This is a genomic window from Leptolyngbya sp. AN02str (assembly GCF_050565595.1).
Classification (GTDB): domain Bacteria; phylum Cyanobacteriota; class Cyanobacteriia; order Elainellales; family Elainellaceae; genus Kaiparowitsia.
In genome coordinates this window covers 95,721-116,897 of record NZ_JBNXVR010000017.1, presented here as the reverse complement: position 1 = coordinate 116,897, position 21,177 = coordinate 95,721, and the positions used below count along the sequence as shown (strand labels likewise).

The 21,177-nt window shown below is 49.0% G+C and carries 19 protein-coding genes and 2 tRNA genes; 6 read left to right on the top strand and 15 right to left on the bottom strand.

The window, feature by feature from the left end; translation table 11 throughout:
* Positions 1-229 precede the first annotated feature (229 nt).
* From ACQ4M4_RS14815 to ACQ4M4_RS14755, 13 genes are all read right to left on the bottom strand, one after another.
* Positions 230-622, bottom strand: coding sequence for a hypothetical protein (locus ACQ4M4_RS14815; protein WP_430685269.1), 393 nt, complete (start codon positions 620-622; stop codon positions 230-232).
* Between the two features lie 281 nt (positions 623-903).
* Positions 904-1,758, bottom strand: coding sequence for a DUF1206 domain-containing protein (locus ACQ4M4_RS14810; RefSeq protein ID WP_430685268.1), 855 nt, complete (start codon positions 1,756-1,758; stop codon positions 904-906).
* Positions 1,759-1,788: 30 nt separating this feature from the next.
* Positions 1,789-2,745, bottom strand: a complete 957-nt coding sequence (locus tag ACQ4M4_RS14805; RefSeq protein WP_430685272.1) for a metallophosphoesterase — start codon at positions 2,743-2,745, stop codon at positions 1,789-1,791.
* Between the two features lie 34 nt (positions 2,746-2,779).
* Entirely contained in the window at positions 2,780-3,670 is an 891-nt protein-coding gene (locus tag ACQ4M4_RS14800; RefSeq protein WP_430685267.1) for an HAD family hydrolase, read from the bottom strand.
* 108 nt (positions 3,671-3,778) lie between these two features.
* Complete coding sequence (locus tag ACQ4M4_RS14795) at positions 3,779-4,393, bottom strand: DedA family protein (protein WP_430685266.1); 615 nt, start codon at positions 4,391-4,393, stop codon at positions 3,779-3,781.
* Positions 4,394-4,396: 3 nt separating this feature from the next.
* On the bottom strand, positions 4,397-5,002 hold the full coding sequence (locus ACQ4M4_RS14790; RefSeq protein WP_430685265.1) for a hypothetical protein: 606 nt from the start codon (positions 5,000-5,002) through the stop codon (positions 4,397-4,399).
* A 63-nt stretch (positions 5,003-5,065) separates the two neighbouring features.
* Positions 5,066-5,332 (bottom strand): hypothetical protein, encoded by a 267-nt coding sequence (locus tag ACQ4M4_RS14785; protein WP_430685264.1) that lies wholly within the window; start codon positions 5,330-5,332, stop codon positions 5,066-5,068.
* Entirely contained in the window at positions 5,286-6,464 is a 1,179-nt protein-coding gene (locus tag ACQ4M4_RS14780; RefSeq protein WP_430685263.1) for an Nramp family divalent metal transporter, read from the bottom strand. Before ACQ4M4_RS14780 ends, ACQ4M4_RS14785 begins: the two co-directional genes overlap by 47 nt.
* A 105-nt stretch (positions 6,465-6,569) precedes the next feature.
* Complete coding sequence (locus ACQ4M4_RS14775) at positions 6,570-7,337, bottom strand: hypothetical protein (RefSeq protein ID WP_430685262.1); 768 nt, start codon at positions 7,335-7,337, stop codon at positions 6,570-6,572.
* 131 nt (positions 7,338-7,468) lie between these two features.
* Positions 7,469-7,675: a hypothetical protein gene (locus ACQ4M4_RS14770; RefSeq protein WP_430685261.1), complete on the bottom strand. Its 207-nt coding sequence runs from the start codon at positions 7,673-7,675 to the stop codon at positions 7,469-7,471.
* Between the two features lie 629 nt (positions 7,676-8,304).
* A complete protein-coding gene (locus tag ACQ4M4_RS14765) occupies positions 8,305-10,224 on the bottom strand; it encodes a PAS domain-containing sensor histidine kinase (protein ID WP_430685260.1) in 1,920 nt (639 codons plus the stop codon).
* Between the two features lie 310 nt (positions 10,225-10,534).
* Complete coding sequence (locus ACQ4M4_RS14760; RefSeq protein ID WP_430685259.1) at positions 10,535-13,438, bottom strand: HEAT repeat domain-containing protein; 2,904 nt, start codon at positions 13,436-13,438, stop codon at positions 10,535-10,537.
* A gap of 115 nt (positions 13,439-13,553) precedes the next feature.
* A complete protein-coding gene (locus ACQ4M4_RS14755) occupies positions 13,554-13,904 on the bottom strand; it encodes a hypothetical protein (protein ID WP_430685258.1) in 351 nt (116 codons plus the stop codon).
* Between the two features lie 258 nt (positions 13,905-14,162).
* On the opposite strand from ACQ4M4_RS14755, the gene ACQ4M4_RS14750 reads away from it, so the two are divergent.
* From ACQ4M4_RS14750 to ACQ4M4_RS14735, 4 genes are all read left to right on the top strand, one after another.
* The gene (locus ACQ4M4_RS14750) at positions 14,163-15,344 is read left to right on the top strand and encodes an RtcB family protein (RefSeq protein ID WP_430685257.1); all 1,182 of its coding nucleotides are present in this window, start codon (positions 14,163-14,165) and stop codon (positions 15,342-15,344) included.
* Between the two features lie 199 nt (positions 15,345-15,543).
* Positions 15,544-15,692 (top strand) — tRNA-OTHER (locus ACQ4M4_RS14745).
* Between the two features lie 5 nt (positions 15,693-15,697).
* A tRNA-OTHER gene (locus ACQ4M4_RS14740) sits at positions 15,698-15,820 on the top strand.
* Between the two features lie 35 nt (positions 15,821-15,855).
* Complete coding sequence (locus ACQ4M4_RS14735) at positions 15,856-17,460, top strand: TROVE domain-containing protein (RefSeq protein ID WP_430685256.1); 1,605 nt, start codon at positions 15,856-15,858, stop codon at positions 17,458-17,460.
* Between the two features lie 64 nt (positions 17,461-17,524).
* Here the strand turns inward: ACQ4M4_RS14735 and ACQ4M4_RS14730 are convergent, their stop codons facing one another.
* Positions 17,525-18,370, bottom strand: coding sequence for a 2-oxo acid dehydrogenase subunit E2 (locus ACQ4M4_RS14730; protein WP_430685255.1), 846 nt, complete (start codon positions 18,368-18,370; stop codon positions 17,525-17,527).
* Positions 18,371-18,459: 89 nt separating this feature from the next.
* Positions 18,460-19,164: an SDR family oxidoreductase gene (locus ACQ4M4_RS14725; RefSeq protein ID WP_430685254.1), complete on the bottom strand. Its 705-nt coding sequence runs from the start codon at positions 19,162-19,164 to the stop codon at positions 18,460-18,462.
* 442 nt (positions 19,165-19,606) lie between these two features.
* On the opposite strand from ACQ4M4_RS14725, the gene ACQ4M4_RS14720 reads away from it, so the two are divergent.
* Positions 19,607-20,527, top strand: a complete 921-nt coding sequence (locus tag ACQ4M4_RS14720) for a helix-turn-helix domain-containing protein (protein ID WP_430685253.1) — start codon at positions 19,607-19,609, stop codon at positions 20,525-20,527.
* Between the two features lie 83 nt (positions 20,528-20,610).
* Entirely contained in the window at positions 20,611-21,060 is a 450-nt protein-coding gene (locus ACQ4M4_RS14715; RefSeq protein WP_430685252.1) for an MAPEG family protein, read from the top strand.
* The last annotated feature ends 117 nt before the right edge of the window (positions 21,061-21,177 follow it).

Below are 21,177 nucleotides of genomic sequence, written 5' to 3'. Positions count from 1 at the left end.
CTAGATGGGGACGCAACGCATCTCGAAGTAGAGTAACCTGATTCATGAGGGTTTCATGGACGAATGTGGTAATTCTCATGAAACCCTCTTCTACTCAAGCTTTGCAAGTTTTTGTCCTGTACTTAGGGCAGGAATATACCCCTCGGCGATCGCCCAACAGGTTTGTCCAATGGGGGACTTCATCACGCTATCCTCGTTCGTTTGAGCACATCCAGGCTAAGCAGAAGCTTTAGCAAGGAGCTAACCAATCGGCCCACACATACCCTGGAATGGGTGTTGCAATTGGAGCCCAATATTCTGTACCGCCCGTACCATCCGGCGCGATGGTGACGGGTTGTCCAAAATTCAAGATGGCCAGTGCCTCACTGTAAACAGTGGGTTCTTCCCGAACGTACAGCCCATCTTCAGCCACAACCCGGTAACATGCGTTTGGTTCTTGCGCGATTTGCAGCTCAGGTTGTCGTTCCGAACGACTCGCCTGCGGTTGACGTTGGGAAACTTGGGGCTGAGCCCTATTGGCGATCGCAGCTGCTGTAAAAGAAACTGACAAACCGCAAGACAGTAGAGCAGCCCTCACTCCAATTCGTCGCCATTGATTTTGGGATTGTGTTTGGTGTCTCATCGCAAAAATCCTGTAACTCAACTAGTCAACTAAATATGAACAAATTGATTCACTCCAATTGATTCACGAACCAATGCAAGAACATTTGATTTTTTGCTTAAGGTAATTGTTCAGTGTCTAAACCTTGATCTTGGATTGAATCGGAACTTTCTTGTAATAGAAATGTTCCTAGAACATAGGTTCCAAACAACAGTACGATTCCAGTAAATATCCAAATCACTATCTTGCTGGGTCGAGATTTCTTCATGATCTGCTTCCCAAAGCATCTAATTTTTGAGCGGTTAATGTGGCTGAATGATTCGTCGATATCGGGCTTCAATGACGGAGTAAGCGCTGTAAGCAATCAAGCCGAGCGCAACAATGCCCAATAGCCAAGCGCCAAACGGTTGCGCTGCCAAGGCAGCAAGTGCCCCACCCAAGCCTCTGACCTCGCTGGCATTGGCGTGGACCGCAGCAAGCACAACGAACAGGCCAATGATGCAAAACACAACGCCACGCGCTGCAATCCCAAACTGGCCCAGCCATGTTGCCCAATTTAATTGGGTTTGAGTCATTTGTTGCCGCTTGAAATGGCGTTGAAACTCAGCTTTGTAAGCTTGATAAAGGTACGAAATTCCAACTCCAATCACCACTAGCCCTGCCAAGCCAACCAGCCATTGCCCAAAGGGCTGAGCCATAAACCGGGCCGTCCAATCTTGTGTGGCGTTGCCGTTACTACTGCCCGTACCCATGATGAGCTTGACAGCGACTAAGATTAAACCGCCATAGGCGATCGCACTGAACCCACAACCCAGGCGTTGAGCAATCTGTTTTGCATCTGTTTCCTCACCCGCATGTTCTGGATCAAAGACTGCCTGCACAAGTCGCCACAGAGCATAACCTATCAAGCCGATTGTGACCAAAACCAACAGAAATTTTCCAAAGGGTTGATTCACAATTGTGGTTAACGCGCCACTTGTATCCGTCGTTCTGCCGCCTGTTGTAAAGGCCGCCTGTGCTGCCAATAGGCCAACAATAAAGTAGACAACGCCTTTGGCGGCATAGCCAATTCGGGCCAGCCGTTCAATCCAGGGATGGGATGCGGCTCTCTGGGCGGGGCGCTGTAAATCGGAAAAGGGGGAATTTCGGCGGCTCATAAGAATTGATCCATGATGGTGGGTGAGTGATTACGTTGCTCGTTGCAAGACGAATACCGTTAACTCAGGTGGGCAATTAAAACGAATGGGCAGATGGCTAAAACCAATGCCGCGATTAATGTACAAATGATTATTGGCATTCCCATAGCCAGGAATCCAACCAGAAACGCGCACAGTATCGCCTTGAATTTTGGAAAGCCATGACCAACTGGTTTTATCTTCAACCCATGCCATCCATGACCAATGCGGCATGAACGGAATACGGATTTGGCCGCCATGCGTATGTCCGGCTACTGCAACGGGCGCTGTCCCTGCAGGCAGTTCGGCGAAGGTGGCCGGATTGTGCATCAAAACAAAGCGTGCAGCATTGTTGGGAATCTGGGCGATCGCCTCTAATGGTTTGGCTTGATTGGGCAGATGTGCACCAATCCCAACCAAGTAAAATGGCTCGCTTCCAGACGCTGGATCGCGGTTAGGAATGGCGATCGCTTCATTTTGCAGGACTTGAACCCCGATCGATTCCAGGGCCTGCTGAATTTGATTAGCTCGTTGTTGACCTGTATTGTCTGCCGAAGCAGCAGTGCTAACCCCATAGTCATGGTTTCCCAAAATTGCATAGGTGGGAATTTGAGCAGCCGTCAGCGGACGCACCACTTCAGTTACGCGATTCAGCTCTGGTGTGAGATTTTCTCCTGGCTTGTAGACAAAATCCCCCGCAATAATGGCTGCTGCTGGACGATCTTCAACAATATGAGCGATCGCTCGTTCGGCAGTACTGATATTGGCCATCCACATGCCAAACTGAAAATCTGAAACAACGGCAATGTGTTTTCCTTGCCAGGACTGCGGTAGTGATGGCACCTCTGCAGCGACCATTTCCTGGTCAAGGGTATAAGGTTCTATCACGCTCCATAGCAGCAGCGCCAACAGGAAACCGGCTACGCCTAGTAATAAGTATTTAATTCGTCGCCACAGATGTTGATTCATCACTCCGTTACTCCTCTGTGATGAGCATCTATCCTCATTCTCCAGTACTCAACTGGCGTAAGGAGATGTGTTTACACAAGCTTTCAATCGCCAAAGCCAGCGATCGCATCAGCTCCGATTCCTCGCGATAGTCTGCAGAAGCCAAATTCATGACCCGCTGGCTTTCCGTTACTTCAACCTGTTGTCTCCATTCCGCTGCCGTGTCTCCTTTAAACACCCCTAAAGTAACGCCGCCTTCGTCATTCAATACTGAAAAACAAGGAACGTCTGATGCACCATCGCCAACATAGATCATTTGGGCCAGGGGAATGCGGAGTTCTGCTTCTGATATATCGCGATAGGCAAACGATCGCCCATCTCCATCGACTTGATCCTGTCCGCTAGCAATGTGCATCAAATAGCGAGTTTTTTCAGTGTGGCTAATACTTCGTTTTAGAAACTCAATTTCACCGTTCTCTGCATAGTGAAATTCACAGCCCCACATCTTTGTAAAATACGGCGCAATACAGGTATGACGCACAACTTCGGCAAATCCCCCTGTGATCAAATAAAACTCAAGTTCGATCTCTGGATTTAGTTCGCCAACCTGTTGATGCAGGCGGTCGAACATTTCAGTGACCCCATCAAAAGGCTGTAGCTCGCGTCCAAACTGAATCAAATAATCTTTTGTGATTTTCTCTTTGCGCCGTTTGGATTCTTGAATTAAGCAATAAAACCGTGCAGCAACATGGTCCCATCCAGCATCTTTGAGTGGCTTGTACCGCTGTTGACGAAACTCCCTAACGTCCAGCCTCAAACGGTGGATTAACTCATCAAAGGTATCTGGGGCCAAGGTGTCATCAAAGTCAAAAACGATTGCAATACGGTTGCAAACCGGTTTGGTTGCTTGGTCTCTTTTAAAGTCCGATTGTGCAGTTTTTGACATACATCACCTCGTTTCAATATTCCCAAGGACTCGGCTTAGAAGTCCCCTTAGGCCATGTTCTAGGAACTGACTGCAATTGAATATTCCGCAGCCTTTTTAACGCACGGTTTAGCGTTTTTGCTTCTTTCTGCGCTGCTTGCGTTTCATAATCCAAACACCCGCAAAAATCAGCAATCCAACCAATACAATTCCAGAAATCGGCCCCAAGAACTTCTCAATTAGCTGATAGTTTTGCCCTAGTAGAATGCCCGCATAGGTGAGTAGGATATTCCACGCAACGGTTCCCACCAGGGAGTATAGTAAGAACTTGGCCCAGGGCATTTCTTCAAATCCCGCAGGAACCGAGATCAGTGTGCGAATACCGGGTACAAGACGGCCAAACAACACAACGACACCACCGTATTGGTCAAACCATCGTTTTGATTTGTCAATATCTTCCCCAGAAAGGGCGAGCCATTTGCCGTGTCGGTCTACCCATCTCTGTAACCGCTGTTCACCCACACGCCGACCAATGTAGAACCAGGGAAAGGCTCCCAAAATTGAACCTACCGTGCCTGCCACAATGACCCACACAAAGTTTAATTTGCCTTGGGTAACAGTAAAGCCTGCTAGAGGCATGATGAGTTCTGAAGGAATGGGCGGGAAAATATTTTCCAGCAGCATCAACAGAGCAATTCCCCAGTAGTTGAAGGTCGCGATGGTGGTTGTGATCCAGTCGAGCATGGTTTAGCTAGCGGCTCCTCGCTCATACAACTGGCGTCCTGCTTCAAGCTGGGGAAGAATCTGCTGGCGATCGCCCACAAACTCGTACTGTTCGTTGAAGACTCCGCTAGGGCGATCGCCCACAATATAGTGACGCACAGGCAAAGCAGGAGCATTCAGAACAATGCGATCGGAAACTCGAGTGATGGCTTGTGGTACATTCGCTTCAACCTCTTCTAGACGAGAGATAATCCACAACTCGTTGTTCACGGCATAAACATCTTGGATCTCAAGGTTGTACCCAGCGGAAGGAACTTCCACTTCAGCCGTGATCGTACGTTCTTCCCGCTCGGCTCCTGGGACATCAATATCAATGTACGGAACCTCAACGGTTTCCTCTTCTTCAACCACCACCACCCTGGGCACCGTTACCGTACGCTCTGCGACACCAACATTAACATCAGGACCTTGGATATCGTACTCCGGAAACTGCCCTGGCTCTACGCTTACATCAACATCAGGCAGTTCAGCTGCTCTTTCCTGCTCAACTCGACATGCAGCCAAAGGCAGAAGAGACACAATCAGCGCAACCGACAGAAACTTTTTGGAATTGAAAAATGTGGACTTCATAACATAATCCTCTAACTAACAGGGAAGGAAACATTTCAAGATATTGGAATACGTAACGCAGAACTAACCACTGCCACTGCTTAGAACCCCCGTCAACTGCAACAGGTAAATGATGGCAAACACTCCAAAGAACAACCCAGCAATCACAGTTCCCAAAAAGGTGGGTCCAGAAGGACGTAACTTGTCAGGCAACATGTGATGGTTCAGAAATAAGGTGAGCCCCGCAACAATCGGGATGTGAGCGGCTTCGATCGCACCAGCCGTTTGCAGCAATCCAACGGGTTCACCGAAAAAGAGATAAATGGTGATCGGTAGAATCGCCAGTAGCACTGCAATGTAAAACTTCCGCAGAAACTTTTCGTTGGTCCAACGGCTTCGGCGAATGCCAAACCCCTGCAGGAGTATCTGAGTTCCATCCGCAAACATGCGACCAAACCCATCTTGCACAGCTGCAAAAGGTAATGAACACGATCGCAATCATGAACCAGAACCCAAAAGGTCCCCAAATATTACCCAGCAAGTTGCCCAACGTTTCCGCGACTTGGTTCTCTTGGGGAACGAGCCCTTCTGGACGCAGCAACTCGCCTCCCAAAACCAGGAATGCTAGCGCTGCTAGTAATGCTCCCACCACGGCCAGTGTATTGGAGAACGTCATCAGTTGTACCCAGCCCTGCAAACGGTTTTGCTGGTCTGAATCCAGTTGCTTCACTGCGATCGGCTCCTCTTGCTTGAGTGCCGTTGCTCCATACCCTCGTGCATCTACCCAGTAGGAGTACCACATCATGCCAGCTGCACCCGCCAGCATAAACCCTAACCAGGGCAAGACTTCCTGATATTGGACATCCTGGGGAATTTGCGGCACTAAACCGGAGGCTAAATCCTGAACACTAGGAAACACCAAAATTGCTGCAATCACCACCGCAAGCGTACGAGCAATACCAACGTAAGATGAGAACGTTTCCACCACGTTGTATTGGCCTAAAAACACGATTGCAGCCGTCACTACGATAATAATCACAGTCCAGAGTTGAACGGTTCCACCCGTTACAAGAATGAGCGCTGTTGCAGCGGCTCCTGCCATCCCGGCCACTGTAGAAATAGCAACCGCAAATTGGGGCACAAGAATTAACCAAACGGCCCAGTTTTTAGGTCCGGGAAGCTGCTTAAATCCCTCTAAAATCGTTGCGCCTGTGCAAACGGTAAACCGTCCAACCTCACGGTTAATAAACCACTTGAGAATCACTGCCGCAAGTAGAGCCCATAACAGCGCATACCCATATAGGGCCGCTACTCGCGGTGTAAACAGGAGTTCTCCAGAGCCCGCCGCAGATAACATCCAAATAAAACTGGGCCCAAGCCACTTTAGCCGTTGCCCTCCCTGCGGCGGTTGCGGGATCTGTTGGGCTGTTGAAGTGGAGTGTGATGATTGAGTTGAGGATTGGGCTTGGTGATGTTGCTTCATCTGGAGGGTACTTCTGAATTCTGTAAAACCTCTTACATAAATCGTTTTAGGAAAACGGTTGCAGGAATGAGTTGCGCGACCATGGCAACAAGTTATGCAAGATGTCTATTGATCGTCATCTGGAATTGCAGAGGGATACACATTATCGGCAACTAACACGGGTCGGTCGCGATATTCAGCTTCTAACTGCTCCTGAATCCCTGCTTCCCAGTTGAATTCGTAGTCACGTTCCAGTTCAGCGACAATAAATGGTCGCAGTTCACCTGTTACGGCAACGGTTTCTCCATCTTCGATCGCAGGCTCGGCAGCAGTGGTTGGGTTAGCCCGCAGAACCAGCAAGTCCTGTCCACCAAACAATTGATCCTCGTCTAATGTAAAAACATTGGCACTTTGAAACTCCTCAATTTCGCCTGTCACAGCAAGCTGCTCACCATAGTACTGCTCTGGGTTACTGGCCAATTCACCTGGCTCTGGAGCGATCGCAATGGATTGAGCAATAAGGGCCGGTTGATTTTCGTAGGTTGCGTAGTCATCGGCTTCCAAGCCCAGGTTGTACTCACGCTCAATATCCAGAGCAACAAAGTTACGGACTTCCCCTGTCACTTGAACATCGGTTCCGGCTTCTGGAAAGACGAAGAGTTCGCCTGTGGCATTAACAACCAGAATTGGCTCACTACCGAAAAACTCTTCATCCTCCATGGTGAATGTACTTGGGCCAATTTCAGCAACCGGTTCGCTCCGCACGGTTACAACTTGACCGATATATTTGTTTGGGTTGTCAACCAATTCTTCAGTGGTAACATTTTGATCTTCAGGGACTGTCGTTTGTTGCTCAGGAGTTTGACATCCTGCCAGCAAAACGGTCGTTAACATCACAGCTATGGTGCTGCGTACTACCCATCCTTTCGCAAAAGAATGTTCAAATTCATGGAGTTTTGTTGTTTCAAATTTCATGGATATTCATCTCCTAAACCACTAAACAACGAACAGATTAAGCGAACGAATTAATCGTCCTCTTCAGCTTCTTCACGTTCACCAATTCCCTGTTCTCCCACAGTTTCTTCTCGTTCGCCCTCCTCGCCGACTTCGCCTTCATAGCCCGCTCCACATCCTGCAATGCCTAAAGTAAATACTCCAGCAAGTAGGCTGAAAATAAGGGTTTGAATAATATTCCTGGATATAGGCCTTGCCATAATTTGCACCTCAATCAAAACAAAATTTGTCTAAAGTTTCATCGAAGATTTTTATTGACAGTAGAGTAAAGCGGGCGAAATGAATTTCGCCCGATAATTTGGAACTTTGGAGAAGTTACAGATGAGTTGGAAGCGACGTATAGATGTGGATCTGCGATCGCACACTCGCTATCCAAGGGCTGGAACGCCAAGTTATTCTGCTGAACTGATGTGAGTAAACTTGACGTACAGCAGCGCATTTCTGATTTAGAAATAGGCTGAACTAACTACGTTGTTTCTCAAAAAGCCAGCAGAACAACTGATGATTTCACCATAAAGAACAAAGGTGGAGAACTGGTGGAGAATTAGCAAAGTGAGAAGGTTTCTGCCGCTAGATATACGCCTATTGGTGGAAAGGATATTAAAATTTGTCAACTTACCCATCATCCTGCCCCTAACCCTGAATGGTGGAGCTTACTCTTGATCCTTCCAGCCTATGGTTGAGCAATTTCTCAATCTGCTCAGCGAGCTGTGTGAAATCAAAAGGTTTTTGATTATTCCTCAACCATTTCAAATTGAAGCTTGAAGAACGAGGAGTAACATTCCTCGAAAACTGCTTACGGTTGAAAGATTGGTAGAAGCGATGCAAGTCTAGAATTTGACTAAATCTACACAATGCTGGATGAGTGGTGAAAGATTTTGGAGGAAAGTGGCGGTAGATTTTCTCGCAAGGGAATTGCGATCGCAAACTCTGTGCCCTGACCTGGAATGGAATAACACGTTAACTGTCCTCCGTGCAGTTCCACGACAATTTGATAGCTGATCGACAATCCCAATCCAGTTCCCTTGCCCACTGGTTTTGTTGTAAAAAAGGGATCGAACAGTCGTTGCTTAACCGTCTCCGGCATTCCCAGACCGTTATCAGCAATGCGAATCATAATCCAATCGGCATCGATCTGCTCTGTTTGAATCGTGATGGTTGGTAGGCAACAAGCAAAACTCATCGCAGAACTTGAAATTTCACTGGTTTGGGAAACCGGAGCTGAGCGATCGTGGTGCTTAGCCTGACGATGGTTTGCAACATTCATTAAATCGTGAAGCCATTTTTCCTCCAATGCGTCGATTGCATTACTGAGGATATTCATAAACACCTGGTTCAATTGACCTGCATAACAATCAACCAGGGGCAGGTTGGCGTATACCTTGTTCACCACAGTGGCTGGAAAATCGGGTCGAGCTTTCAACCGATTCTGCAAGATTAACAAGGTGTTATCAATGCCTTCGTGAATATTCACGGGCTTTTTCGCGGCTTCATCCAACCGCGAAAAATTTCGCAAGGAGAGGACAATCTGACAAATGCGATCAGCCCCAGCCTGCATAGAATTGAGCAACTTGGGCAAGTCTTTGTATAGAAACTGCAAATCCATATTCGCCAAAGCTTCCTCAATCACCGGAGCAGGCTGCGAGTATTCCTGTTGATACAGGGTTAGCAGATGCAATAAATCCTGAGCATACTGACTGGCATAGGTGACATTACCAGAAATGAAATTCACAGGATTGTTGATCTCATGGGCAACCCCAGCCACAAGTTGCCCCAGACTCGACATTTTTTCAGAATGCACTAACTGTGCCTGGGTTTCTTGCAATTGTTGTAAGGCTTGCTGTAATTGCTGTGTCTGTTGTCGCAACTGGGCTTCAGATTGGCGTAGTCCGGCTTCAGCCTGCTTTCGCTCTACAATTTCATGCCGCAGTAACCGATTCGCTTCCAGCAATTCAGCGGTACGCTCCTGAACCCGCTTTTCCAGCTCATCATATGCCTTTTGGAGTGCGGCTTCTGCGCGTTTTCGCTCGGTAATATCGCGGGTAACTTTCGCAAACCCTCGTAATTGTCCATTTTTATCATGCAGAGCCGTAACAATCGCATGGGCAAGAAATTGAGAACCATCCTGCCGAACTCGGCAGCTTTCATCCTCAAAGCGACCAATCGTTGCGGCGACATGCAATTCATACTCCGGTTTGCCTAACCGAATGGCATCGGAAGGATAAAACAGGGCAACAGATCGTCCAATAATTTCCGCTTCAGTGTAGCCATTAATTCGCTCTGCGCCTTGGTTCCAACTGATGACATTGCCTTCCGGATCTAGCATGTAAATGGCATAGTCTTTGACGTTTTCAACGAGATGCCGAAATCGTTCTTCACTTTCCCTCAAGGCTTGCCGGGACTGCTTGCGTTCTGTAATATCTCGAACGACGGCGTAAACCACTTGCTGTTCAGAACAAAAACTGGCATTCCACAAAAACCACTTGTAGCTTCCATCCTGACAACAATAGCGATTTTCAAATTGCACATTTTGAGTGGAGCGATCGCCCGTGAACAGCGCCGTTGCCAGCATTGTGAGAGCGGCGGCTTGATCCTCTGAGTGCATGAAAGTTGTCCAGGGGTGCGCCAGCAGCTCCGCCGTTGTCAACCCCAACGTTTCTTCCCAACGAGCATTCAAGTACTGAAAATGCCCATCTTGACCAATCAGGCAAACCATATCCAGAGAAAGGTTCAGAATGCGATTGCTATCAATGGGTTTCGAGGGCATTTGGGATGTGCTCAATTCCGTGGGTGAAGTCGTCTTTGTCATATGGGTTGCAGGCACGCGTCAGTCGATCAATCCTTCAATCAAAAACTAGAACTACCTCAAACTGCTGGGACTCCGTCTAGTAAACTTATGTTCACTTTAAGCTTTTTTTTACGTTCCTTGAAGGCGCTTTGATAGGTATTCGTAGTCTCTTTAATTGAACTTAATTATCAAAAGAACCGACTACACCCATCCAATTGAGGAAATCGCAGATCTTCAACGCCGTCCTATATTTAACTATTTAACTCGAAATACATTCGGGGTTTCCTCTTCATCCATTGCACCAAGCATTCAAGAATTCGGTGTAGTGCATCTGCTGAGCACAGTACGATAACAGTTTGTGGCACTCACGCAGCTGCGCTGTCAGTTGAACGCACATTGAAAGGTCAACGTCTGCGAACAAGATGCTTAGTTGAGAAACAATATGGCTGAGTTGACTCTCTAATGCAACTGTTTTTAAGTCTTCAACAACTCGTTTATGATGAGTTGAATACTCTTCGTTTAACAAAAGTTGCAACAAGCAGTGGATCGCTGCCGGATGCCCAGGTTGGAGGGTGGCTAGTCGATAAGCAATTCGTCGTTGATTTGCCCAGTCTTTTGCGGTTAATAATCGTTGTTCCAATGTATCGATGAGTTGATTGAGATCTTGCTGATTGGTTCGTTGATGTTGAGATTTTTGACGTGGCTTCTCTTTCTTCTTCCCAGGCTGGAGTACAGCATTTGCCACATCATTTTGCGGATCAAGCGCGATGAGATTCTCTGCGGCTTGCAGTTGCAATGTGGAGTTTTTGTTTGAGTGAATGATCTGCTCCAGGGTAGCGATCGCTCTCAAATTACCGAGATGAATTTTTCCCAAACTGTAGGCGGCTCTGCGGCGAATGTTGTCCTCCTGGGTTGATTCCAGAATTTCTTCCAGGGAACGAACCACAATTGGATGATCTGGCGCGATTCTGCCCAGGCTTTCAACCACCTGCAATTTCAGAGCTTCACTATGTAGTGTGGCAATGAGTTGAACAAAGGCAGCGATCGCAATTGAATTACCCGGATCAAGCGTTTTACCCAGCGTGTAGGCTGCCTGCCAACCAGCAAAGGGATTTTCGGCAACCTGAACAAACTCCTCTAAAGCCGCAGTTGCAAGCTGGCGATCGGTTTGCAGCAGTGCAACTCTGGCTCCTTCACCAAGAGACGCAGGAGACACCCCAAACCGCCATTGGAGAAGCTGAGCCAGGATGGTCTGAGCATGCCCAGATTGGGGAAACTCCGCCAACCCTGCCGCCGCTAAACAGTAAGCGTGATGGGAATAAAAACCACCACAGCGATCGTCAAAGCTCATGAGTTCGGCAACAAAGCTCTCTTTCTCTGCCATGGAAACATCTGGCCTGCCCAACCAGAGCAGAATCACCTCCCGCCAGGAAGGATGAAAGACGGGAAAATCGTGAGTCGGGTCAAAGAAGAACTGCCAATCTGAAATAGCTTGTGCGGCAAAATATTCTTGAAACGTGGAGTGATAAAAAGCATAAATCTTCTCGCCTGTGGTCGCTGAAATGCCAACCTGATTCAGCCAACCCAGTTGTAAGGCCAGGGTCATAAGATCTAACGATTGAGCAAACGCAGCTTGAGCGAAGGAATCGGACATCCGAAATCGTGTTTCTTTCTGCAGAAGTGCTCGTAGTGCGACCTGTCCTAATGCCTCGTTGAGTTGTTGCCGCTGGGCGATCGCAGTGGGAAAGCGATCCTGCTTCCATTCATAAATCGTTTCAACAAATTGCCGATAGAGCAGGGATTTTGTGTGCGGTAAAGTTCCTTGTGCCAGTGACCAAGAGCGGCAAAGCAAAGCCAACCGAAGAGGATTTTTGACGGCATCTCTGATCCGCTTGCGCTGGGGGTTGTTCAATTCCTGTCGCAAGCGATCGCCCAACTCTGGATGGTTCTGAAACCAGCGATCAATGAACTGCCTGACCTGATCTCCATCAGTTCCACCTCGATAACTGAAACTGCGGTTGCAATAAGCCGTAAACCCATCGAGCACATTTTTGCCGCTATCCCAAACATTAGATCGGCAAGTCAGCACGATATGAGCATTGGCAAGCCATCCCCGCAATTGACGGGCAAGACTGGTCAGAGCCGTTGCTCCATCCATCGCCATCTCATCAATCGCATCCAGCAATAGCCAAACCCGTCCCTGCTCAACCTGTTGGGCAAATGCTTCCTGAAGCTCTAATGGAACACTGATCTTCCCAGTTGCCTGCTTCAACCAATCCTCTAAGAGATAGCTCTCCAGTGTCGCTCCCTGCAAATCTGCCAATGAAATCCAGACGGGGAGTGCCCGTTGCTCCAAAAGCCAAAACGCGATCTTTTGCAGGAGCGTTGTTTTACCTGCACCCGGTTCCCCCACAATCGCCACTTGTTGCTTTTGGGGCGATCGCAGACGGTCAAAAAATTCCTCTAAGGTCAGGGTGGCTTCTGGCTCGTCTCCGTCCTCAACGGGTGAACCGACTGATGAACGATCGGTTTCGCGATGCCGCTGCTTGCGTTCGAGCAAGCCCAGGGGAAGATAGAGTTCATCCAGGTTGAAGGTCATGCCATCGCTGACCGTCAATGGATTAATCGTCAACCGCTCGTATTGATGTAGCTCCAGACTGTTACGGCAAAGTTGCCACCAGTTGGGGTGGTGAGTAGATGGGTAGATGGGTGGATGAGTGGATGGGCTGTTGTCATCTCCCTCCCACTCTCCCACTCTCCCACTCTCTCCTGTAACTTGTTTGGATCTCTGGGGACGGCGTTTTTCCCATTCCTGCTCAAATTGACGCAGGTTCGCGGTGCGATCGCTGCGCCTGTGCCACAGGTTGAGGGTAAAATGCCACACCTCCGATCCACCCTTGTTGGGGCGATTGTCGTCCAGGATCTCTAGAAAATCCTCAAATCGCCGCAATGCCTCCTTGATTTGTTCGCCATTCAAAGGAGACTCCGCCAGTTTCGTCAAAGCTTCTAAGAATCGAACTTTTGTTCGCACCACTAACCGTTGCTCGGTTTGCCAATGAGTCTGAATCTGCGATCGCAACCCATCCAAAGCCACCTCATCACAATCCAACTCGTCGTTCGCGTAGTCGAGCAGGGTTGTGAACAGGTAGAGCGATCGCTTTTTGGCTTCCGGTCCATAACTGGGACGAGCCATAGATCATCTGGTCTGAGGGAACGCTTCTATCCTGACTCAAGCAAGGGCGAATGACAAAATGTTGAGAGACAGTCTTTGAGGTAAAACCACTTTTGAGAAGTGCCTGCCTCAACGCTCATCCTGGCACAGCGGGCACTTCTCGAAGCAAGTCGGGTTCATTGTGGATAAAGGTAATTTGCAGGGTTCCGGCTAGCTCTGATTGCTTGTGTATTGATGCGTTATCAGGTGTAAGCTGATCGATGCTCTCCTGGCTCAATTGGAGACCTGTTGCTTGCAACGTTGCTGCGAGTCTACTTAGGTCTCCAAGTGAAACCTCAAAGTTGATGCAGATTAAAACATTCGAGTACTGGTGAAAGTCAGTGATCCAGGCTCCCGATTGGTTAATCGCTTCACTCACACGATGAGTCATCTCAAGCCGTTCTGCTTTGGTAAACCCAGAAAGGCGTAGAAACCGATGCTCAGACATAGTTTCACCTCCTAGAACAATTCACTCCAAATCATAGGAGAGTGGCGAGTAGTTTGTCCTCCTCCCGCAGCGTCACCAACCTGGCTGAGAGCAAGCTCGCTGGAAAAGCTGAGGGCGTACCCTTAGTTAAGACATTCCCCTAACTTCAAAACCGTTGTAGCACAGGCATTGCAGACGTTTTTGCTCCCATTCGCCTGGGGGAAGTTGTCCTTCCTATTCTTAGAACATCAAACAAACGAAAAAGAAGGACACGAAACCATGCCTTACGAAAAGTTAGACCTCTCTACCGCCAAGCCTGTGCTCTCCTGGGCAAACCATGAACTGGGTAAAGATGAAACCAAAATGGCAAAGAACGTGGCATCCCTACCCTTTGTCTTCAAGCACGTTGCCCTGATGCCCGATGTTCACTTAGGTAAGGGTGCCCTAGTCGGTTCGGTTGTAGCGACGAAAGCGGCGATCGTACCTGCGGCGGTGGGAGTCGATATTGGTTGCGGCATGTGCGCGATCAAAACGCCGTTTGTAGCAGGCCAACTGGACGGCAAACTGCACCAGATTCGGCAAGACATTGAAGCCCTAATTCCCGTTGGCTTCAACGAAAATGACGCAGCAGACGCACAAGTGCTGAACTGGCAAGGCTGGCAGGACTTCAAGCATCTGCACTCTGGCGCACAGAATCTACAAGCCAAAGCTCTGAAACAGATGGGATCGCTGGGGGGTGGAAACCACTTCATCGAGGTCTGCGTGGATGAGCAAAATCAGGTTTGGTTGATGCTGCACTCTGGTTCTCGTCATATTGGCAATGTGCTGGCACAGCGCCATATCGAGACGGCGAAGGAGTTAGCAAAGCTGGCAGGCGAAAAATTGCCTGACCCTGACCTGGCCCACTTCGTTCAGGGAACTCCAGAGTTTGAGGCGTACTGGCGTGATTTGCAGTGGGCACAAAACTATGCCCGTGTGAATCGGGAGGTGATGATGGCGCGATCCAAGCGAGTGCTAGAAAAGCATTTGGCAAATGGTCAGCCTTTCACCCCTTGCCTGAACGTCAACTGCCACCACAACTATGCTGAGCGAGAAGTGCATTTCGGCGAAGAAGTGTATGTAACTCGTAAAGGCGCGGTGCGTGCACAGGCAGATGACTACGGCATCATTCCCGGTTCCATGGGAGCCAAGTCCTACATTGTGAAGGGAAAGGGCAACGCAGCAAGCTACTGCTCTTGCTCTCACGGAGCAGGACGGTTAATGTCCCGAAACAAGGCAAAGCTCAACTTCACGCTGGAAGACCTGATCCAGCAAACGCAGGGAGTGGAGTGCCGTAAGGATGAAGGCGTACTGGATGAAATTCCCGCAGCTTACAAGCCGATCGACCAGGTGATGGCAAACCAGTCTGACCTGGTAGAGGTAGTGGCAACCCTGAAGCAACTCGTTTGCGTAAAGGGTTAGGGATGGATGGCAGTCACAAAGCTAGGGGAGTCCCCCAGGTCTTGAACCTCCCCTGGCTCCTGAACTCCAGTAATCACAAGCTTTTCAGCCTTCCATACTCAATTCGCCTGGGGGAAGATGAACCGCCTATTCTGGATTCATCAAAGGGAAGGGAGATGAGAGAACGCTCCTCACCTCTTACCCCCCAACGTTTAACCATGTGGCGGCTAGCTCAACAGTAGAGCGCCAACCATTGCCCGCAAGGGGCGCAGATTGTAGCTTGCTTCCGCGTAGCGGTGGGTTATCGCTTTGGACGACTCTCCCCTTAATCGCGGGAGATGCGGGTGCAACTCCCGCGCCGCTACACCAAACACTGGCAGGTAGTTTAACAGTAGAACGCCTAACACATCCTTGTTCACACCTTGCCCGAAAGGGCCGACGAATGAGGGTTATCGCCTTCCAAGCGGGTGATGTGGGTGCAACTCCCACTCTGCCAATTTCCAAACATTGCCCTAACGGGCTGGAGGTTGTGATGACTTACAAGTTTTTCGTACAGAACAAAACACAAACACCCCAAAGCCAGCCGATTCCTGGACGAGAAGCAGACATGATTCAAGGACGCTCTGGTGGTTGGATGTTCGAAGCTGACATCTGGAGTGTGCTACGTCGCTGCCTGTTGATTGGAACGGCTCAAGGAGCTTATTACGCAGGCAAGCAGGAGTTGACGGATGAATTCGTCGAAGTCTTGAAACAGGCGATCGCCCTCAACCCCGATCGCGTTGCCTCAGAAATCCTGTATGCCAGTGATGGACGGGCAATCAATAACAGTGCGCCACTGCTGGCACTGGTGTTGCTATCGATGGGTGAGATGGTGGAAGCCAAGCACGCGTTTCAGGCTATCTTTCCCAAAGTCGTGCGAACGGGAAGCCATTTCTACGAGTGGTTGAGCTATACCAAAGCCATACGCGGGTTTGGCAAGATTATTCGCGAGGCGGGTAAGTCCTGGTTATCGAATCCGGATGCGAAAGGCTTGGCTTATCAACTGCTGAAATATCAGCAGCGTCAAGGGTTTTCTCATCGGGATGCGCTGCGGCTGTTTCACGTTAAACCGCTAACGGAAGATCACAACCAGTTGTTTCAGTGGGTGACTCAGGGGTGGGAAGGCCTGCCGCAGGAAATTCCTTCGGATGCCTTGGCTCAAATCTGGTGGTATGAGTGGCTGAAGCGCAATCCAGAGCAAACCCATGAGGCGATCGCCCAAGGTCGGTTAACTCATGAAATGGCAGCTCCTGTAGGCAAAATGGACAAGCAGGCATGGCAACTGCTGTTCAACGATATGCCAATCGGCGCTTTGCTGCGAAATTTGGGATCGTTAACTGAGTTGGGTGTGCTAGCGGCTGATAACCCTGACAACCTGAAGCGAGTTGCGCAAGTCCTTAACAGCGCAGAACATCTGCGAAAAGGACGCATTCACCCGATCGATGTTTTGAAAGCTCTCAAGACCTATCAATCTGGTGGGCTGTTGGGACGCAGCCAGAAAACCTGGCAACCCGTTCCCCGCATTGTGGATATTCTGGAGCAAGCTCTGGAACTTTCTTTTGATGTCATACAGCCAACGGGCAAGGTGTTTCTGCACGCGATCGATGTTTCCGGTTCCATGTCCTCTTACAGCGTAAGTTCGATTGGGCTGACTTGCTGTGAGATTGCAACCACGATGGCATTGGCAACAGCAAAAGCCGAACCGCACTATGTCATTCGCGGATTTGCCAACGATTTCCGTGACCTGAAAATTACAGCGCGGGATTTGTTTAGCGATGCGATCGCCAAAGCCAGCAACCAAAACTTTGGGGGAACGGATGCGTCTGTTGCCTATGACTGGGCAATCCAGCACAAGTTCAAGGCAGACGTGTTCTGCTTCTGGACGGACTGTGAAAGCTGGGCAGGGCGCAAGCATCCGAGCCAAGCGTTAGCCGAGTACCGCCGTAAGGTAAATCCTGGGGCAAAAGCCGTTTACATAACCCTGGCTCCCTACAATATCTCGCTGGTTGATCCACAAGATTCAATGTCGTGGGATATTGCCGGGTTTGATCCAGGAACACCTCGGTTGATCCAACTGATCGCCACAGGTGAACTGTGATTCGTTCAACGGGTGGGACTGTCTTCAGATGAAGCATAGTCCCACCCCAAAGCACATGAGCGAATTAGTCAAGTTCTTCTGATGCGCTGATCAATCCAAATCCTTGGGTTACTAATGCTGATAATCGTTTGATAAAACGAGCCACTGGCGCACCATCGATGACATCATGGTCAAACAGTACTGTGAGTCCCACATACTCACGAATCAGAATTTGATCGTGAACGACCCCAGGACGTTTGGCGATCGCTCCAATAGAAACAATGAGCGGATGAATGCCAATGGGAATTCCCCAACTCATTCCACGTTGCCCTACCATGCCAAGAGACGTAACCGAAACGGTTCCCATCATGCGTTTGAACAGAAAAGGATTACGAAACAAAGGCCGCCAAAAGAACCAATCACGCAAGAACTTGGGCACCCTAGTTGAGAGTTTTGTTACCCAGGGTGCATGAGTTGAATTAATTTGCACCTCTCCTAGGGCTACGGAATGTTGCTGGGCTGCGCGGATTTCTGAAGAGATGTCAGCCACACTTTTTTGATTCGCTTGTCGAATCATGTAGGGCATTGGTAATGTTTCGTGGCTGTCTGTTGACCCAACAGCCCTCTCTACAATGACCGTCACATCTACATCATCAAAAATGATCAGTTGGTCCCCTTGCCGTAGCGCATGAACCGCCTTATGTTCGCTGACGGCTTGAGCAATACACTTTACAAACCAGCCGGTGAAACTCAAGTGTTTCCCCTGCTGCTTTTGGTGGTCAATTGCCTCCCGTGCTGCGGTCACATCAACCTCAAGCAACATCGGAATGTGATGCCGCTGACGGCCCCAAATGAGAATATCAATCGTGGGATTACGAAACGATGAAAACTTCCGTTTTTCATAACTCCCAATTAAATCTGGTGATTGCATGTTGGGTTTCTCCAAAGTGTGGCTTTGTCGCTTAACCGGGCGATCGCATTTCAAATTTCAGTAAGTGACACGCATAGGATCGAGATTGGTCACCAGGACACAGGCTTACCATCTCGAAAGAAACCACCTGTTGGCCCCTGGTCAGGCAACATGGCAGCCCAAACAACGCTGGCCGCGCCATCTTCTACAGGTCGCCCACCAGTCCCTCCCATATCGGTTGCCACCCAGCCAGGGCAAATAGCATTCACCAAAATTCCTGCACTCTTCAGTTCAGCCGCCAAAGAGCGCGTGAAAGCATTGAGCGCTGCTTTGGAAACGCTATAAGCAGGGGTGCTGTTATCCATCGTGGCGATCGCTCCAGCGCCACTGGAAACATTCACAATACGGCCATGTTGACTCCGTCGCAGCAAGGGAACCAACGCCTTGCACATTCGCCACGGCCCCAATGTATTTGTGTTAATTGCCTCCTGCACAATCTCAAAATCTGCTGTACTGGGCTGCTGCCAAGTATCGTAGAGAATACCAGCATTGTTGATCAAAATATCCAAGCGTCCGTACTCTTGCTCGATGTGCGCTGCTAGCTGAGTAACACTTTGCGGATCGGTAACATCCAGTTGATGCAGCACAACCTTTAACCCTGCGTTGAGCATATCTGCGGTGGCCAGTTTCCCTTTTTCCAGATCTCGCGCACCGAGAATGACGGTCATCCCTTTGTGAGCAAGTTGCCGCACTACTTCCAGCCCAATTCCACGATTTGCACCTGTCACAATGGCAATGCATTCTGCTGATAGCATGGGCGATCGCTCCATTTACATAACGGAAAAAGATTCTAGGGAAGCATCTATTTCAATCTCGGAAGCAGGTGCTCCGATCGCCCCTACCCCAGGTTCCAAACTCATACACTAGACCTCTTGTGCAAATAATGATTGAGGCATGAATCCCAAGTCGTTTCAACCAGGTGGCGCTCACTGACGTACCCATCTTCGTTAAGGCATCCTAGCGTGTCGTAGCGCCTAGCTTGCCCGATCGAAACAAACATTCGTTTTTTCAGGGATTTTCTAAGGGTTGCACGGTGCGCGACCCTCAGAAAATCCGATTGTTGCGCACGCAACACGCACGCAACAATCGATGCTTTGACTTATTCAACTCTTATTCAACTAAGGTGAAACACCTGAGAAAGCAGAAATCGGGCACAATGAAGATATTCTTTAGCTGCGACAGGTTATGAGAAAATCAATGTCTTCTGTCAGGCTACTGGATTACGCGCAAGACAAAGCATCGGATCACATTGTTCCTCAACCTGCCGTTTTACGGAGTGTGGGTTGGCATGGGCTTCATCTAGAACTACACCAGCAACCAACCTTTGCCACAGACGAACACCATCACTCCATGCATGTATTGGCTTGTGGGTTTGCTGACTCATCGAATCATTATGCACCGGGGATGCGATCGCTCGATGGCAAGCGATCGCGCGAAAGACGAGAGCCGGGAGACATTGCCATCATTCCAGCAGGGATAGCTCATTCCTGTAGTTGGGATACTCCCGCCCAGTTTATGGTGCTGGCTGTTGAGCCGACTCTTCTCAAACAGATTGGGCAAGACTGGGTTAACTCTGACCAGATCGAATTACAACCCCAGTTTATGAGCAAGTCCGATCCCTTAATCCACAACCTCCTTTTAACTCTCAGGCAAGAAGCTGAGATTGGAGGAATGGGCAGCCATTTGCTAGTTGACAGCTTAAAAACGGCCTTAGCGATTCATCTATTGCGACATTATTGTGTGACTCGACCCAAGCTTTTTAGTCACGCTCATGGTTTACCCCCAGCAACGTTGGCGCTGGTACGGGAGTATATCCACACGCATCTCCATCAGACTTTGAAGTTGGATGAGATCGCAGCGATCGCCCAAATCAGTCCCTATCATTTCCTACGCCTGTTTAAGCAGAGCATGGGAATTACCCCTCACCAGTATGTTTTACAGTGTCGGCTAAATCAGGCAAAACACCTCTTGCAACATAGCAATCTAAGTATTGTTGAAATCGCAACTCAAACAGGTTTTTGTGACCAAAGCCATTTAACGCGCCACTTCAAGCGCATCATTGGCGTTACCCCTAAGCAACTTCTGCAATCGCAATCGACTTCCAACAGATCGCAATAATATTCCAAATTTGTGCAACTTTTTTCTAGAGTCTTGCTGTGCCTACTTTTTACAGTAGGAGAAGATGCTACAGGAGAAAGAAGATGCAACTTGAACATCATCTAGGGCTGGCGATCGCTCAACCGTTATCGATTCAACCCATGACCATTCCACTGTGGGGATTAGTCCTATTTATTCTTTGGGTGATTGCCGTTGTCATTCTCTTAATTGTTGTCAGAATTCGACATTTAGCGATCGGCGGCAGCCCCGAAGATTTTGCAGTGGTTGATGACAAAAACCTGATGTGGCGACTGTTTCGAGTCCAAGCGAATTTGATTGAAAACCTTCCCTTGTATTTAGGAATCGTTTTTCTCTTGACGATACGGGGAGTGTTCGGTGGCGGGGTGAATCTGCTAATTAGTATTTACATCACGTTTCGGCTCTTGCACTCCATCATTCATATTGTGGGTGCTGATCCAAGGTTGCGAATAGCGAGCTTAGCAGTTCAATTCAGTTGCTTACTCGGTCTGATAGGTTTGGCAATTGTCGAGTAACCCATCACAGTTGACAACGAGTAGCTAAAATTCCTGGAGATACAACCCAGTCTACGGAGGCATCTCAGCACTGTCCACACCGATGCCGCACTCCATGATGCCGCACTCCATGATGCC